This is a genomic window from Sphingomonas sp. (assembly GCF_029239295.1).
GTDB lineage: Bacteria > Pseudomonadota > Alphaproteobacteria > Sphingomonadales > Sphingomonadaceae > Sphingomonas.
In genome coordinates this window covers 142,351-158,129 of record NZ_JAQZBC010000003.1, presented here as the reverse complement: position 1 = coordinate 158,129, position 15,779 = coordinate 142,351, and the positions used below count along the sequence as shown (strand labels likewise).

Genomic DNA, 15,779 nt, shown 5'->3' with positions numbered 1-15,779 from the left:
GTGTTGCACTTTTCCGCAACGCTGCAGCGCCGTAGGAAGCGGGCATGAGCGATCCGCGTCCGATCCTGTTCTTCGATTCCGGTGTGGGCGGCCTGTCGATTGTTGCCCCCGCCCGGCGCGCCCTTCCTGACGCGCGCTTCGTCTACGCGGCCGATTCGGCGGGCTTCCCGTACGGTGTGAAGCACGAATCGGAGATCGCCGGCCGCGTACCGGCGCTGCTCGGCCGTTTGGCTGAGCGCTACCAGCCGCGATTGATCGTGATCGCATGCAACACCGCCTCCACCATCGCACTGGCGGCGGTGCGCAGCGCGCTGGACATTCCGATCGTCGGCACCGTTCCGGCGATCAAGCCAGCGGCGGCGCTGAGCGTGACGCGGACGATCGGGGTGCTCGGCACCGCTGCCACGGTCCGCCAGGCCTATGTCGACGATCTCGCCGCGCGATTCGCCGGTGACTGCCAGGTGATCCGCCACGGTTCAGCCGATCTGGTGACGCTGGCCGAGGCACGGCTGCGCGGCGAACCGGTCGGGCCCGAGGTGGTCGCCGCCGCGATCGCGCCGTTGCTGGCGGCGCCGGGCGGGGATCGCATCGACACGATTGTGCTTGCCTGTACCCATTTCCCGTTGCTGGAGGCCGAACTGGCGACGGCGATCGGCCGCCGGGTCAACTTCGTCGATGGCGGCGCCGGGATCGCACGGCGAATCGCGCATCTGACGCAGGGGCAGTCATTTGCGCATGCCCTGCCCGACGAAGCCGTCTTTACGGGTGCGATCGCGCCCGGGCTGGAGGAGGCGCTCGCGGGTTATGGCTTCAATCGCTGCGTGCATCTCTGACCCGTTCCCGGGCGGCTGCAGGGGCATCCTAGGGTCCGGACAAGTCCCTAGCGGAGCACAAAAGGGGCGAATCCACTGGCATTGCCACTGACACAAGCGTAAGCGACGGGGCCATGTCCAGTGAACTTCTTGCTGCGCGTCCGGTCGACTACACACGCGCCTTTTCTCAGGCGATTGACCGTCTGCACGCCGAGGGGCGCTATCGCGTCTTCATCGATATCCTGCGCAACAAGGGTCACTATCCCAGCGCACGCTGCTTCGCCGGCCACAATGGCCCGAAACCGATCACCGTCTGGTGCTCGAACGATTATCTCGCGATGGGTCAGCATCCCAAGGTAATCGCGGCGATGGAAGAGGCGCTGCATGATGTCGGCGCCGGCTCGGGCGGCACGCGCAACATCGGCGGCAACACGCATTACCATGTCGATCTGGAGGCCGAGCTTGCGGACCTTCACGGCAAGGAAGGCGCTTTGCTCTTCACGTCCGGCTATGTCTCGAACGAGGCCACGCTGGCGACGCTGGCCAAGGTGCTGCCGGGCTGCATCATCTATTCGGACGAACTGAACCACGCCTCGATGATCGCGGGCATCCGCAACGCGGGCTGCGAGAAGCGCGTGTTCCGCCACAATGATCTGGTGCATCTCGAGGAACTGCTCGCTGCCGACGATCCCGCGACGCCCAAGCTGATCGCGTTCGAGAGCGTCTATTCGATGGAGGGCGATGTCGCCCCGATCGCGGCGATCTGCGACCTCGCCGACAAGTATAATGCGCTGACCTATCTCGACGAAGTGCATGCCGTGGGGATGTACGGCCCGCGCGGCGGCGGCATTTCGGAACGCGACGATGTCGCGGACCGCCTGACCATCATCGAAGGCACGCTGGGCAAGGCGTTTGGCGTGATGGGCGGCTATATCGCCGCGGACAAGACGATCATCGACGTGATCCGCAGCTACGCGCCGGGCTTCATCTTCACCACGTCGCTTTCGCCTGTGCTGGTCGCCGGCGTGCTGGCGAGCGTGCGTCACCTCAAGAGCTCCTCGGTCGAGCGCGAGGGCCAGCAGGCCGCCGCCGCACGGCTGAAGGCGATGATGGCCGAGGCCGGCCTGCCCGTGATGGTCGGCGACACGCATATCGTACCGGTGATGGTCGGCGATCCGGTGAAGGCGAAGAAGATCAGCGACGTGCTGCTCGCCGAATACGGCATCTACGTTCAGCCGATCAATTACCCCACGGTGCCGCGTGGTACCGAGCGGCTTCGCTTCACGCCGGGTCCGGCACACAGCGAAGCGATGATGCAGGAACTGACCGACGCCTTGGTAGAGATCTGGGACCGGCTGGAGCTGCGCAAGGCGGCATAAGCCGCGCTACCGGGGAGAGGCCCGTCCCTCCCCCCGGGTCGAGCACGTATCTTGTGCGTCGATGGGCTCGTGACCGGCTGAGCCGGCGCACTCCTCCATTCCCGCTTCGACAAATCGGGCGCGATCCGGCTAGAGGATCCCCGTCGCAGTTCGAAGAGGGATACAATCATGCAGGCAGTCGGCGTCATCGGCGCAGGGCAGATGGGTGCGGGGATCGCGCAGGTTTCCGCCCAGGCCGGCTATCGCGTACTCCTTACCGATGTGGACAAGGCCCGCGCCGAAGCCGGCAAGGCGGGAATCGCCAAGCAACTCGACCGTGCGGTGGAAAAGGGCAAGATCGATCCCCAGGCGCGCGATCAGGCGCTGGCCCGGATCGAGCCGATCGAGGGTGTGCAGGGCATGTCCTCCTGCGGCCTCATCATCGAAGCGGCAACCGAACGTGAGGAGGTGAAGCGCGCGATCTTCGCCCAGGTCGGTACCGTCCTTGGCCACCAGGCGATCCTTGCCTCCAACACCTCGTCGATCCCGATCACGCGGCTGGCGCAGTCATCGCCCGACCCAACGCGCTTCATCGGGGTACATTTCTTCAATCCAGTGCCCGTGATGGGGCTGATCGAGGTGATTCGCGGCCTCGCCACGACGGCGGAGACAGTGAAGACGGTCGAAACCCATGCCACCGCGCTGGGCAAGGCGGTGGTCCACGCCAATGACGCGCCCGGCTTCATCGTCAATCGCATCCTGATGCCGATGCTGAACGAGGCCTGCTTCGCGCTGGGAGAGGGCGTCGCCACGATCCGTGACATCGATCTCGCCTGCCAGTTGGGCCTCAACCACCCGATGGGTCCGCTGACGCTGGCCGATTTCATCGGACTCGACACCTGCCTCGAAATCATCCGCGTGCTGTTCGAGACGACCGGCGATCCCAAGCTCCGCCCGGCACCTCTGCTGGTAAAGTATGTCGAGGCCGGCTGGTACGGCAAGAAGACCAAGCGCGGGTTCTACGACTATAGCGGCGACACGCCCGTTCCGAGCCGCTAGGCCTTGCCGCGCCGGTCGCAGTGACCGGTGCGTCACGGCCAATGACACCGACATGGTTGAATCTTCGACCTGCCGGCCACATTTTGGCTGCGTCGCCGCCTGCGCTTTCGCTGCGCGCCTTTCCTTTTGGCGTTGCTTCGGTTAAGCGCGCGCGCGCCCTATCCGCAGAAAGATCGATTTTTTGGCGAAAGAAGAACTCCTCGAAATGCGCGGCCAGGTGGTCGAGCTCCTGCCCAACGCCATGTTCCGCGTCCGGCTAGAGAATGATCACGAGATCCTCGGCCACACTGCAGGCAAGATGCGCAAGAACCGCATCCGCGTGCTGGTGGGCGATGAAGTGCTTGTCGAACTGACCCCTTATGATCTGACCAAGGGGCGGATCACCTACCGCTTCATGCCCGGCCGCGGCGGCCCCGGCCCGCAATAAACCTGGTTCGTGATCCTGGGGATCGGTGCATGTCCGCCGATCTGATCCTTGCCTCCGCTTCTCCCCGCCGGTTGGCGCTTCTGGCGCAGATCGGCGTCGTCCCTGCGCGCGTTGTCGCGCCGGACGTCGACGAAACGCCGCTGAAGGCGGAGCGCCCGCGCGATTACGTCCTGCGGGTTGCGATGGCGAAGGCTGCTGCCGTTGCCCGCGCTGACGGGGAAGTCGTCCTCGCTGCCGATACCAGCATCGCACTTGGCACCCGCATTCTGGGGAAGCCCACGGATGAGGCCGATCTCGTGCGAATGCTCGGGCTGCTCTCCGGTCGTCGTCATCATTGCCTGTCGGCCGTCGCGGTAATCGGAACTGACGGCAAGATGCGCACCCGCCTGTCCGACACGCTGGTCGCCTTCAAGCCCCTGACCGATGCCGACATCCAGGCCTATGTCGCCAGCGGCGAAGGCATGGGTAAGGCAGGCGGCTACGCGATCCAGGGGCGTGCCGAGGCCTATGTGCGCCGCATCGATGGCTCTTACTCGGGCGTCGTCGGACTGCCGCTGTTCGAAACGCGTACCCTGCTGGCGACCGCCGGCATCATCCTTGGCTGAGTGGCGGTACGAAGCGGGGATTGGCGAGCAGCGCGCCGCCCTGATCGATGATGACGGTCACATCCTTCGCGCCCGAATCACGCTTGACGATGCGGGCCCGCAGCCGGGCCTGGTCGCACCCGCCCGCCTGATCGAGCGCGATCTCGCCCGGCTCGACACGGGAGAGGATATCACCCTTCCGCGCGCCGCCGGTGGCATCACCCTCGGCGCTGCGGTCCGGGTCGAAATCACCCGCGCGGCGATCCCGGAGCCCGGCCGGCCGAAGCTGCCGCGGGGGCGGATCACCGATGCGGCACCTCGCCCTGCCCCTACGCTGCGTGAGCGGCTGGACGGCGCCCCCGTCCGCGAGCTGCGCGCGCATGAACCAGACGCGCTGGAGGCCGCTGGCTGGTCAGAGGTGCTGGAGGAAGCGATGACGGGGGACATCGCGTTTCCGGGCGGCATGCTGCGCTTCTGGCCCACCCCGGCCATGGCCCTGTTCGATGTCGACGGCGATCCGCCGCTCGAACCGCTCGCGATCCGCGCGGCAACCGCCGTGGCGACTGCGATCGAGCGGCTCGATATCGGTGGATCGATCGGGATCGACTTTCCAACGCTCACCGGTCGCGATGCGCGACAGGCGGTCGCCGCCGCGATCGATTCGCGCCTCGCGCAGCCGTTCGACCGCACCGCCGTGAACGGCTTCGGCTTCATGCAGATCGTGCGAGGCCGAAACAGGCCGTCAGTACCCGAAATCCTCCGCAGCGACCCCGTTGGCGCCGCTGCGCGGGCCGTGTTGCGCCAGATCGAGCGTACACCGCCCACCGCGCCCAATCGCTTCCGTGTGCCCGCTGCCGTGCGTGCGCGGATCACCAGCCGGCCCGATTGGATCGCGGCGCTGGTGCAACGCACTGGCCGTACCCCCATATTCGACGAATGACCGAGACCTGCCCCCTTTGTGCCAAGCCCAGCAACCCGGAAAACGCGCCCTTCTGTTCGCGGCGCTGCAAGGATCGCGACCTTTGCAATGGCTCGGCGACGGATATCGCATTCCGGGACAACAGATCGATCCGGATGGGCTGGACAGCGGCTCTTCGGCCGATTAGGGGGACCGCTCCCCGACGTTCTGTCGGTGTGCCCAGGTAGCTCAGTTGGTAGAGCATGCGACTGAAAATCGCAGTGTCGGCGGTTCGATCCCGTCCCTGGGCACCATCTTCCTTTCTACAGCGATGATGGTTCCCTAACCGTAGCGCCGTTGCGCATACGGTATTCTACGCACGTCCTGCTCCCGCCTTCACTATGAACGCCCTGCTTGATCTGGGGCCGCGCTAGGCTGCCCTCACGCGCCAGCACACCTCTGCGTTATCACCGTGACCCGGGTGTCCCGCGCCCCTCCGCCGCACTATCCTGGCGCCTTTCTGCCCACCCTCCTGAATACCCTTACCCGCCCAAACGAAAGCGCCCCGCGAGTTTCCTCGCGGGGCGCTTCGTTGTTGCCGTGACGGCTGGCGATCAATGGTGCTTGTTGTCCTCGATCACCGGCAGCGTCTCGAACTGGTGGTACGGCGGCGGCGAGGACAGCGTCCACTCCAACGTCGTCGCGCCTTCACCCCAGGGGTTGTCCGGCGCCTTCTTACCAGCGGCCAGCGACCAGATCAGGTTGATGAAGAAGATCACCATGCCCAGCGCCATGATCTCATAGCCGTGAGTCGCGATCTGGTTCCAATAGGCATAGGCGTCCGGATAGTCCGGGTAGCGCCGCGGCATACCCTGCAGGCCCAGGAAGTGCATCGGGAAGAACAGGATGTTCACGCCGATGAAGAACACCCAGAAGTGCAGCTGGCCGAGGAACTCGTTGTACATCTTCCCCGACATCTTCGGGAACCAGTAGTAGAAGCCCGCGAACAGCGCGAACACGGCACCCAGCGACAGCACGTAGTGGAAGTGCGCCACCACATAATAGGTGTCGTGCATGTAATCGTCGACGCCGCCGTTGGCGAGCACGACGCCCGTCACGCCGCCCACGGTGAACATGAAGATGAAGCCGATCGCCCAGACCATCGGGGTCTTGAAGGTGAGCGAGCCGCCCCACATCGTCGCGATCCACGAGAAGATCTTGATGCCGGTTGGCACCGCGATCACCATCGTTGCCGCGGTGAAGTACATCTTGGTGTTCACGCTGAGGCCGGTCGCGAACATGTGGTGCGCCCACACAACGAAGCCGACGACACCGATGGCGACCATTGCATAGGCCATGCCGAGGTAGCCGAAGATCGGCTTGCGGCTGAACGTCGCGATGATGTGGCTGATGATGCCGAAGCCCGGCAGGATCATGATGTACACTTCGGGGTGGCCGAAGAACCAGAACAGGTGCTGATAGAGCACCGGATCACCGCCGCCGGCCGGATCGAAGAAGGTCGTGCCGAAGTTACGATCGGTCAGCAGCATCGTGATCGCCGCGGCCAGAACCGGCAGCGACAGAAGCAGCAGGAATGCGGTGACCAGCACCGACCAGGCGAACAGCGGCATCTTGTGCAGCGTCATGCCCGGTGCGCGCATGTTGAAGATCGTGGTGATGAAGTTGATCGCACCCAGGATCGATGACGCGCCCGACAGGTGGAGCGACAGGATCGCCATGTCGACCGACGGCCCCGGCTCACCATAAGTGGAGAGCGGCGCATAGACGGTCCAGCCGGTGCCGGCGCCCGCACCGAAGAACGGTGAGGCAAGCAGCAGCATGAACGATGGGACCAGCAGCCAGAAGCTGATGTTGTTCATGCGCGGGAACGCCATGTCCGGCGCACCGATCATCAGCGGCACGAACCAGTTGCCGAAGCCACCGATCATCGCCGGCATGACCATGAAGAACACCATGATCAGGCCGTGCGCGGTGATCAGCACGTTCCACAGGTGGAGTGCGTCATCGAACGTGCCCGGGCCGTGCAGCATGGCCAGCCAGGTCGGCAGATACTGGATGCCCGGATCGCGCAGCTCGACGCGCATGAGGCCGGAAATCGCACCACCGATGATCCCCGCGAAGATCGCGAAGATCAGGTAGAGCGTGCCGATGTCCTTGTGGTTCGTCGACATGAACCAGCGTTGGAAGAACGCCGGCTTGTGATCCGCGTCATGGTGGTGCGCGTGATCGTCATGCGCCTGGAAGGCGGATGGTTGAAGTGCGGTATCGGTCATGGTCTCAGCGTCCCGTGTCGCCGGTGCCGCCGGGGTTACCGGTGGCGCCCTGCGGCGAGGTGGCGGGTTCGGCCGTCGCGTTCTGCGTCGGGCCGGTCATCGTGTCGGCGGTGTTCGCCTCCGCGGCAGCGCTGGCCGAATTGTCGGCACCCGGCTGCGGGATCTCGGCCGACGACGGCTGGCCTGCGCCAGGCATCGAACCACCCTTGGAGCGGATCCACGCCGCGAACTGTGCCGGCGGCACGGCCTCAACCGCGATCGGCATGTACGCGTGACGCGCACCGCACAATTCAGAACACTGGCCAAAATAGACGCCCGGCTTCTCAATGGTGAAGCTGGTTTCGTTCAGGCGGCCCGGCACGGCGTCCAGCTTGATCCAGAAGGCGGGGATCGCCCAGCTGTGGATCACGTCGTTGGCCGTGGTGATCAGGCGGATCGGCACGCCGACCGGCAGGACGATACGGTTGTCGGTTGCGAGCAGGCGGGGGCCGTCAGCATCGGTACGGAAGCGCTCACCGGGAGCGACCTCGTTCTTTTCCTTCAGCATGTTGGCCGTGATTTCCACGCCGCCATGGTCGGGATACTGGTAGCTCCAATACCATTGGTTGCCGATCGCCTTCAGCGTCACCGCACCCGCCGGAGCCGGCTTGTACTGTGCGGAGAGCAGGCCGATCGACGGCACTGCGATGGCGACCAGGATCAGCACCGGCGCCAGCGTCCACACCACTTCAATCGCGGTGTTGTGGCTGGTCTTCGACGGGATCGGGTTCGCCGCCTGGCGATAGCGGATCACCACCCACACCAGCAGCGCCAGCACGAGCAGACAGATGATCACGATCAGCGGCAGCAGGATGTTGTTGTGGAAACCCATCGCGCGCTGACCGTTCTTGGTCACCTGCGGCTGGATCGACATCAGGCGATCAGTCGGCTGGCCGATGATCGGCTCCGCCGACAATACGGGCGTGCCATCGGCGGCAACCTGCGGCGCCGTGGGTGCCTGGTCGGGCGCCCGCTCTGCCGTGTTGGCCGAATTGCCGATCGTGCCTGCTGCTGCAGGCGCGCTTGCGACATTGCCCTCCGTTGCTGCCGGCTGGGCAGCCGCAGGCACGACGCCTGCCAGCGCAAGCCCAGCGGCCAGCACCCATCCCTTGAACGCGCTTCTCATCCGTGCGGTAACCTTACCTCTCCGGTGTGCGGCCGGCGCACCCCCTGCGCAGACCCTTAGACTCTGCCGCCTATACGGAGGGGTTTCGCGCGCCTCAAGCACGCATGTGGCATTATTTGCCCTCGACCCGTTGCGCTTTGTTGCGCGGCGTGAACCGCGACCTTATTCAACACGCATCACGAAAGGGCGTAGAGTGACCGACGACGATGTGCTGGCCGAATTCCGCGCGGCGGACGCGCTTCTTGAGGGCCATTTCATTCTATCGTCGGGCCTGCGATCCTCCCGTTACCTGCAATGTGCCCGCGTCCTGATGGATCCAAGGCGCGGCGCTCGCCTTGCCGAGGCACTGACCGCGCGCCTGCCGGCGGACCTGCGTCAGCGGATCACGGCGGTCGTCTCGCCGGCCATGGGCGGCGTGATCGCCGGACATGAAATGGCACGTGCGCTGGGCGTGGAGGCGATGTTCGTCGAACGGCCGTCGGGTACGTTTGAATTGCGGCGCGGCTTCCGACTGCGTGAGGGGCAGGAGGTGCTGATGATGGAGGACGTCGTCACCACCGGCCTTTCCTCCCGCGAGGCGATCAAGGCGATCGAGGCGGCCGGTGGCCGCGTCATCGCCGGCGGCGCGCTGGTCGACCGGTCGAATGGCGCCGCCGACATCGGCGTCCCCTTCTTTCCATTGATCCGGCTGGAAGTGCCGACCTACGAGCCTGATCACGTCCCGCCCGAACTGGCCGCAATACCGGCGATCAAGCCTGGAAGCCGGGCCGCCGCGTGACCCAGCCACTGCGCCTCGGCGTCAACATCGATCACGTCGCCACGGTGCGCAACGCGCGTGGCGGTGCCTATCCCGATCCGGTGCGCGCCGCGCTGCTGGCGGCTGCCGCCGGTGCTGACGGCATCACCGCGCATCTGCGGGAGGATCGGCGCCATATCACCGATGACGATATCGCCCGGTTGTCCGCCGAGCTGACCATTCCACTCAACCTGGAGATGGCAGCCACCGACGAGATGCTGGCGATCGCGTTGAAGCACCGTCCACATGCCGTCTGCATCGTCCCCGAAAAGCGCGAGGAGCGGACGACCGAAGGCGGCATCGACGCGGCTGGGCTGCACGATCGGCTGAAGCCGATGGTGTCGGAACTGAAGGCTGCCGGGTCGCGCGTGTCGTTGTTCATCGAACCCGATGCGCGGCAGATCGACGCCGCGTTGCGGCTTGGCGCACCGGTCGTCGAGCTTCACACCGGCCGGTATTGCGAACTCGACGGCCCGGACCGCGCAGAAGAATTGCGCCGCCTGTCCGATGCTGCCGCATTGGCGGCGAAGAACGGGATCGAGGTTCATGCCGGCCACGGCCTCACCTTTGACAATGTCGCGCCGATCGCCGCGATCCCGCAGGTGGTGGAGCTCAACATCGGCCATTTCCTGATCGGTGAGGCGATCTTCATCGGGCTCGAGGAAAGCATTCGCCGCATGCGCGCGGCGATGGACGTGGCGCGGTGATCATCGGCCTGGGATCTGACCTCTGCAATATTGAGCGGATCCGCAATTCGCTCAATCGCTTTGGCGAACGTTTCGAGAATCGCGTCTTCACCGACGTGGAGCGTGCCAAGGCGCGCCGCCGTCCGTTCACCGTCGCGGGCACCTATGCCAAGCGGTTCGCCGCCAAGGAGGCATTCTCCAAGGCGGTGGGTACCGGCTTCAGCCGCGGCGTGTTCATGAAGGACATCGGGGTCGTGAATGCGCCGTCCGGTGCACCGACCCTGGCACTGACGGGCGGCGCGAAGGCGCGGCTTGATGCAATGACCCCCGCCGGCCACCGCGCCGCCATCCATCTCACCCTCACCGACGATCATCCTTGGGCGCAGGCCTTTGTGATCATCGAGGCGATCCCGGACAAGTGATCCCCATCCTGTGAACGATCTGGCCGAAAAACTGCAGACCACCAGCGAGCCGCCGGCCGATGACGCGCCGCGCCGCCGTGCCCGCGGCTTCGACTGGTGGGGTGAGGCCAAGGGCATGTTCTGGCTGATCGTCGCGGTTCTCGGGTTCCACAGCCTGTTGGCCAAGCCGTTCTACATCCCCAGCGAATCGATGCTGCCCGGGCTGGAGGTCGGCGATCGCCTCGTCGTCTCCAAATATGCCTATGGCTGGTCGTTCGTATCGCCCACCATTCCCAATCCCGCCGCGATCTTCGAGGGAGCGGTGCTGCGCCGTCCGGTGGAAAGCTGGTCCGTGCAACTGCCGGCGTGGCGCGGCCGCGTATGGGGCAAGATGCCCGAGCGCGGCGATGTCGTCATCGTCACCCCGCCGGGCCAGACCAGCGACTATATCAAGCGCGTGATCGGCCTGCCTGGCGATATGCTGGAGGTGCGCGCGGGCACGGTTATCCTGAACGGCAAGCCGGTCGAGCGTGGCCCGATCCACTATCGCGACATGCCGGTGGATGCGAACGCGACCTGCGATCCGTGGCAATATCCTGGCGCGCGCATCACGCGCCCCGATGGCCAGCTCGTCTGCCGACTGCCGATCGTCACCGAGACGCTGCCCAACGGCCGCCGTTTCGACACGGTGGAACTGGGCGCCAGCCCGGGCGACTATTACGGACCGATCCGGATTCCCGCCGACCACGTCTTCCTGATGGGCGACAATCGCGATCGCTCGGCCGACAGCCGCTTTGCCCTGGGTGGCAGCGAAAAGGGGCTGGGCGGACCCGTGCCGTGGGAGAACATCGGCGGCCGCGCTGAATTTATCACCTTCTCCGTCGATGGCTCCGCAACCATCAACCCGCTGACGTGGTTTGGATCGCTGCGAAGCGGCCGCGCCGGCACCTCGCTGCGACCAAAGGAAACCGAGTGAGCGACGCGCAGGTGAGGTTGGTGGAGGGCGCCAGCCCCAACGAGGTCCGTAATCCGGAAACCCGCCGCGAAATCCGCCGCGCGACAGTCTGGCTCGGCATGGCGTCGGCGATCGCGCTCGTCGTTCTGCTAGTGCAGCCGCTGCTCATCATCTTCGCCGGCCTGGTCTTCGCCTCGCTGCTGGACGGCGGGGTGCGGCTGCTGGGCCGCGTGCTTCCCATCGGCCGCGCATGGCGGCTCCTGATTGTCTGCCTGCTGACCGTCGTGTTCCTGGTCGGCACCTTCGTCCTCACGGGTGTTCAGGTCGCCGAACAGGTCAACGAGCTTCGGACCACGCTGGAGACGCAGGCAATCCGGCTCACCAGCTTCCTTTCGGACCAGGGATTGATGCCCGCCGCTTCCGATTTCAGCGGGCTGGCGCGCGAGGCGATGAGCTCGGTCGGACGGCTGACGTCATGGGTCGGAACGGCGGTGGGGGCACTCACCACCTTGTTCATGATCATCGTGATCGGCCTGTTCATCGCGATCGATCCGCGCGTCTACGAGCGCGGGCTGCAGTGGATGATCCCGGAGGATAAGCGCCGCGAATTCGCCATCACCACCGAGCGGATGGGAGAGACGCTGCGCCGCCTGCTGTTCGGCCGTATCCTGGGGATGATCGCGGAGGGCGTGCTGACCTGGCTGGCGCTGATGCTCGGCGGGGTGCCGATGGCGATGATCCTTGGCATCCTCACCGGAATGCTCGCCTTCATCCCCAATATCGGTGCCTTTATCTCGGGTGCGCTGATGATCGCGGTCGGCTTTTCCGCCGGGGTCGACACGGGACTGTGGGCGATCGGCACTTATGTGATCGTCCAGACCTTTGACGGCTATGTGCTGATCCCGATGGTGGCCAAGCGGACGGTGGACATGCCGCCCGCGCTGACACTGGGCGCGCAGATCCTTGCCAGCGCGCTGTTCGGCATTCTGGGCCTCGCCCTCGCCGATCCGATGACCGCGATGATCAAGGCGGCGATGGAGCGTCGAAGCGAGACCGTCGGCGAGGATGACGAGCAGACGGCGGACGAGGCATGAGGATCGTCCTGCACGATTATTGGCGCTCGTCAGTGGCGTATCGGGTCCGCATCTGTCTGAACCTGAAGGGCGTCACCTACGAAACCGTTCCGGTAAACCTCGTATCTGGCGAACAGACCTCGCCGCAGAACCGCGCGATCAATCCGCAAGGGCTGGTGCCTACGCTGGTGGTCGACGGGCGGCCGCTGGTGCAAAGCCTTGCGATCGTCGACTGGCTGGATGCCAATTTCGACGATCCGCCGATGGTGTCCAAGGATCCGTTCACCCGGTCCGATCAGCTCGCCCGTGCACTGGTCATCGCCGCCGACATCCATCCGATCGACAATCTGCGCGTGCTGAAGCGGCTGGAGGCACAATTTGGCGCCGATCAGCGGGCAAAGGACGATTGGTATCGTCATTGGGTCGCGGAGGGGCTCGCCGCGCTGGAGCAGATGGCGGGCGAAGGCCCCTACCTGGGCGGCGACGGTCCCGACATCAGCGACATCTGCCTGATCCCCCAGCTGTACAACGCGCGCCGTTTCGACCTGGATCTGGCGCCTTACCCCCGCCTGCTCGCCGCCGAAGCCGCCAGCCTTGCCCTGCCAGCCGTGCAGGCTGCCGCGCCCGACCGCGTCAGGCTGGCATGAGCGAATCGAACAACGCCAGGTAACGCGCCGCGGAGTCGTTGCCCGGTGGCGTGACCGGTTCGGGGCGAGGAGCGACCATCCATCGATCCAGCGCCACGATAAGCGCCGCAGGATCCTCGCGCGGCACCATAGTGCCCCATGCCGGATCGGCGATGATCTCGGCCACCGCTGGCGACGAATCGGTCGCTACCACTGGCGTGCCGACCGACAGTGCCTCGCGCAGCACACCCGGCGTTCCTTCGAAGTCGGATGTCAACGCGACGAGGGCGGCGCCCGCCATCACCGGCAGCGGATCAGCCGCATGACCCGGCAGCAGTAGCTCTACGCCGAGCGCGCGGGCCTGTGCCGCCAGCGATTCGCGCTGCTCCCCCTCGCCCAGAATGACGAGCGGCACCCGCTCCCGCATCGCCGCGACGGCGGTGACCAGCCGGTCCCATCTCTTCTGTGGCGCAAGCCGGCCTACCCCCAGCATGTACCGCGGCGGCAGCGGCAAGCCCAAGGGCGCCGCGCCCACCATCGGGCGCGCCGGCGGATTGGGGATGATCGGGATCAACGATGGCGACAGGCGCATCATCGCGGCGGTTTGCACCGCGCTCGCCGGCGTCATGGCCACCACCCGGTCCAGAAAGCGCGGATGCTGACGCAGCCATAGCGCATGGGCCAGCCCGGTCGCCGCGCCATGATCCGGCCGGACCAGCGCATTGGACACCTTGCCGACGATCGGCGGCGTTTGCCGGCCCAGCCGCCACCGCGTCCACGCTGCAACGCCGGTATAGTGGCTTCCCGCGCAGAAGATCACATCGGGCCGTTGCGCCCGGATATGGCGCGGCAACGACAGCAAGGCGCGATAATCCGGCGAGCCAAGCGGCACCACTTTGGCGCGATCGGGTAACTCGCGCGCCAGCGGCCCATCCGGCGCGCCGATCACCAGCGTGACTCGCCGACCCAGCGTGATCCACTCCCCGGCGAGGCGCAGCAACGCCCGCTCCACCCCCCCGCCGCGAAGCGTTTGGGCGTAGCTCAGGATGTGTTCAGCGCTGCTCATCTTGTATCCTGCTACCTACCCGCCCAGGTTTCCGCCGAAAAGAAACCACATTCCCCCGGCATTTGCCCGAACCATTCCGCTGGGCGTTGTGCGGAATGCGTGCATAGGAAGTTCGACGATTTGACCGCGAAAGCCACCAGCGTGCCGGCGGGCGTGATCGATAGTGATCTGCCCGACATCGCAGCTTTGGAACCGACCAAGACGCTGCGTCGTCGCTGGCCCACCATCCTTGGCGGTCTGCTGAGCGTTGCCATGGTGGTGATGCTCGGCCGCGAGCTGCTTGATTCGGGGTTGGCCGGGCTCAGCCGCGCCACCCCCACCTCTCCCTGGTTCTACGTCGCCTTTTTCGCGCTCTACATGACGTCGCCGACCGGCGATTTCATCATCTTTCGTCGGCTGTGGAATATTCCCGCGGCGGGTTTCGTGGCGCTGCACAAGAAGCGCATCGCGAACGACGTCGTGCTCGGCTATTCGGGCGAAGCGTATTTCTATGCCTGGGCGCGGGCGCGGGCCCGCCTGGTCGCAGCACCGTTCGGCGCGGTGAAGGACGTGTCGCTGCTGTCCGCCATCGCGGGCAATGCGGCGACGATCCTGCTGTGCGCGCTGGCGCTGCCGGTGGGCTATCAGCTGATGCCGTCGACGGTGCTTCACGCCGTTGTCGGATCCGCGATCATCACGCTGGGGATCAGCCTGGGCCTGCTGCTCTTCTCCAAGCGGGTGTTCTCGCTGCCGCGGCGCGACCTGTGGTTCATCTTCACCGTGCATTGCGCGCGAATCGCGATCAGCTCGCTGTTGGTGGCGCTCGCGTGGCACTTCGCGATGCCCGATGTGCCCTTGTGGATGTGGCTGTTCCTCTCGGCCGCCCGGCTGCTCGTCTCGCGATTGCCGCTGGTGCCCAACAAGGACCTGCTGTTTGCCAGCTTCGCGATCCTGCTGATCGGCCAGGATCAGGCGCTCAGCGAGATGATCGCCTTTGTCTCCGCACTGACGCTGGGCGTGCATGTGTTGCTGATGGCGGCGTTCGCTGCCGCTGCTGGATGGAAAGGATTGAAGCTATGGGGCGCCTGATGTTCGCGGCCGCACTGGCGGCATGTTGCCTGCCGATGGTAGCGGAGGCGCGGGTGCTGGGCAGCGACGCCGCCTCCTGCGTCCAGCGCGACAGCTCCGCGATCGAGGTGACGATTCAGGGGCTGAAGGATCGCACCGGATCGCTGAAGCTGGAACTGTACCCCGCTACGGAGGAGGATTTCCTCAAGGACGATCGCGATCTGATCGCCCAGGGCAAATTCTTCCGCCGGGTGTGGAGCACGACGCCGGCAAACGACCCGATCACCATGTGCATCAAGGCGCCCGCGCCGGGCCGCTACGCCTTGTTCGTGACGCATGATCGCGACGGCAAGAACAAGTTCAACGTGTGGACAGATGGCGCCGGCGTGCCTTCGAACGAGCGGCTCGGCCGCTCCAAGCCGAAGTTGTCGCAGGCCATCGTCAACGTGCCGCGCGGCGTGGCCCGCGTCACCGTCCGCGCGCAATATCTGCGCGGCGTCATCCCCAGCTTCGGCCCGGTGGATCGCTGATC

17 protein-coding genes, 1 tRNA gene and 1 pseudogene are annotated in these 15,779 nt (G+C 65.7%); 16 read left to right on the top strand and 3 right to left on the bottom strand.

The window, feature by feature from the left end:
• Positions 1 to 44: 44 nt before the first annotated feature.
• From murI to K0S66_RS04590, 8 genes and pseudogenes are all read left to right on the top strand, one after another.
• A complete protein-coding gene (murI, locus tag K0S66_RS04625) occupies positions 45 to 833 on the top strand; it encodes a glutamate racemase (protein ID WP_301073968.1) in 789 nt (262 codons plus the stop codon).
• A gap of 113 nt (positions 834 to 946) precedes the next feature.
• The gene (gene hemA / locus K0S66_RS04620; RefSeq protein ID WP_301073967.1) at positions 947 to 2,191 is read left to right on the top strand and encodes a 5-aminolevulinate synthase; all 1,245 of its coding nucleotides are present in this window, start codon (positions 947 to 949) and stop codon (positions 2,189 to 2,191) included.
• Positions 2,192 to 2,359: 168 nt separating this feature from the next.
• On the top strand, positions 2,360 to 3,229 hold the full coding sequence (locus K0S66_RS04615; protein ID WP_301073966.1) for a 3-hydroxyacyl-CoA dehydrogenase NAD-binding domain-containing protein: 870 nt from the start codon (positions 2,360 to 2,362) through the stop codon (positions 3,227 to 3,229).
• A 181-nt stretch (positions 3,230 to 3,410) separates the two neighbouring features.
• The gene (gene infA, locus K0S66_RS04610) at positions 3,411 to 3,656 is read left to right on the top strand and encodes a translation initiation factor IF-1 (RefSeq protein WP_026325702.1); all 246 of its coding nucleotides are present in this window, start codon (positions 3,411 to 3,413) and stop codon (positions 3,654 to 3,656) included.
• Positions 3,657 to 3,685: 29 nt separating this feature from the next.
• A complete protein-coding gene (locus K0S66_RS04605; protein WP_301073964.1) occupies positions 3,686 to 4,261 on the top strand; it encodes a nucleoside triphosphate pyrophosphatase in 576 nt (191 codons plus the stop codon).
• Positions 4,254 to 5,180: a ribonuclease gene (locus K0S66_RS04600; RefSeq protein WP_301073963.1), complete on the top strand. Its 927-nt coding sequence runs from the start codon at positions 4,254 to 4,256 to the stop codon at positions 5,178 to 5,180. Before K0S66_RS04605 ends, K0S66_RS04600 begins: the two co-directional genes overlap by 8 nt.
• A pseudogene (yacG, locus tag K0S66_RS04595) lies at positions 5,177 to 5,346 on the top strand (DNA gyrase inhibitor YacG). Before K0S66_RS04600 ends, yacG begins: the two are co-directional and overlap by 4 nt.
• 30 nt (positions 5,347 to 5,376) lie before the next feature.
• A tRNA-Phe gene (locus tag K0S66_RS04590) sits at positions 5,377 to 5,452 on the top strand.
• A gap of 300 nt (positions 5,453 to 5,752) precedes the next feature.
• On the opposite strand, the gene ctaD is transcribed toward K0S66_RS04590, so the two are convergent.
• Complete coding sequence (gene ctaD / locus K0S66_RS04585; protein WP_301073961.1) at positions 5,753 to 7,432, bottom strand: cytochrome c oxidase subunit I; 1,680 nt, start codon at positions 7,430 to 7,432, stop codon at positions 5,753 to 5,755.
• A gap of 4 nt (positions 7,433 to 7,436) precedes the next feature.
• Positions 7,437 to 8,597, bottom strand: a complete 1,161-nt coding sequence (gene coxB, locus K0S66_RS04580) for a cytochrome c oxidase subunit II (protein WP_301073960.1) — start codon at positions 8,595 to 8,597, stop codon at positions 7,437 to 7,439.
• 193 nt (positions 8,598 to 8,790) lie between these two features.
• On the opposite strand from coxB, the gene pyrE reads away from it, so the two are divergent.
• The 6 genes from pyrE to maiA are packed head-to-tail and all read left to right on the top strand — an operon-like array spanning position 8,791 to position 13,155.
• Positions 8,791 to 9,375 carry an orotate phosphoribosyltransferase gene (gene pyrE, locus K0S66_RS04575; RefSeq protein ID WP_301073959.1) on the top strand — a complete coding sequence of 195 codons (585 nt, stop codon included), beginning with the start codon at positions 8,791 to 8,793 and terminating at the stop codon, positions 9,373 to 9,375.
• Positions 9,372 to 10,100, top strand: coding sequence for a pyridoxine 5'-phosphate synthase (locus K0S66_RS04570; RefSeq protein WP_301073958.1), 729 nt, complete (start codon positions 9,372 to 9,374; stop codon positions 10,098 to 10,100). Before pyrE ends, K0S66_RS04570 begins: the two co-directional genes overlap by 4 nt.
• Positions 10,097 to 10,501, top strand: coding sequence for a holo-ACP synthase (gene acpS, locus K0S66_RS04565; protein ID WP_301073957.1), 405 nt, complete (start codon positions 10,097 to 10,099; stop codon positions 10,499 to 10,501). The genes K0S66_RS04570 and acpS overlap by 4 nt, the downstream gene beginning before the upstream one ends.
• 31 nt (positions 10,502 to 10,532) lie before the next feature.
• Positions 10,533 to 11,456, top strand: a complete 924-nt coding sequence (lepB, locus tag K0S66_RS04560; RefSeq protein ID WP_301074038.1) for a signal peptidase I — start codon at positions 10,533 to 10,535, stop codon at positions 11,454 to 11,456.
• Positions 11,453 to 12,529: an AI-2E family transporter gene (locus tag K0S66_RS04555; protein WP_301073956.1), complete on the top strand. Its 1,077-nt coding sequence runs from the start codon at positions 11,453 to 11,455 to the stop codon at positions 12,527 to 12,529. Before lepB ends, K0S66_RS04555 begins: the two co-directional genes overlap by 4 nt.
• Positions 12,526 to 13,155 carry a maleylacetoacetate isomerase gene (maiA, locus tag K0S66_RS04550; RefSeq protein WP_301073955.1) on the top strand — a complete coding sequence of 210 codons (630 nt, stop codon included), beginning with the start codon at positions 12,526 to 12,528 and terminating at the stop codon, positions 13,153 to 13,155. The genes K0S66_RS04555 and maiA overlap by 4 nt, the downstream gene beginning before the upstream one ends.
• On the opposite strand, the gene K0S66_RS04545 is transcribed toward maiA, so the two are convergent.
• Positions 13,142 to 14,200 carry a glycosyltransferase gene (locus K0S66_RS04545; protein ID WP_301073954.1) on the bottom strand — a complete coding sequence of 353 codons (1,059 nt, stop codon included), beginning with the start codon at positions 14,198 to 14,200 and terminating at the stop codon, positions 13,142 to 13,144. The genes maiA and K0S66_RS04545 overlap by 14 nt on opposite strands.
• Positions 14,201 to 14,320: 120 nt before the next feature.
• Here K0S66_RS04545 and K0S66_RS04540 point away from each other — a divergent pair, with 120 nt between their 5' ends.
• Complete coding sequence (locus K0S66_RS04540) at positions 14,321 to 15,268, top strand: hypothetical protein (protein ID WP_301073953.1); 948 nt, start codon at positions 14,321 to 14,323, stop codon at positions 15,266 to 15,268.
• Positions 15,256 to 15,777 carry a DUF2141 domain-containing protein gene (locus K0S66_RS04535; RefSeq protein WP_301073952.1) on the top strand — a complete coding sequence of 174 codons (522 nt, stop codon included), beginning with the start codon at positions 15,256 to 15,258 and terminating at the stop codon, positions 15,775 to 15,777. Before K0S66_RS04540 ends, K0S66_RS04535 begins: the two co-directional genes overlap by 13 nt.
• Positions 15,778 to 15,779 lie beyond the last annotated feature (2 nt).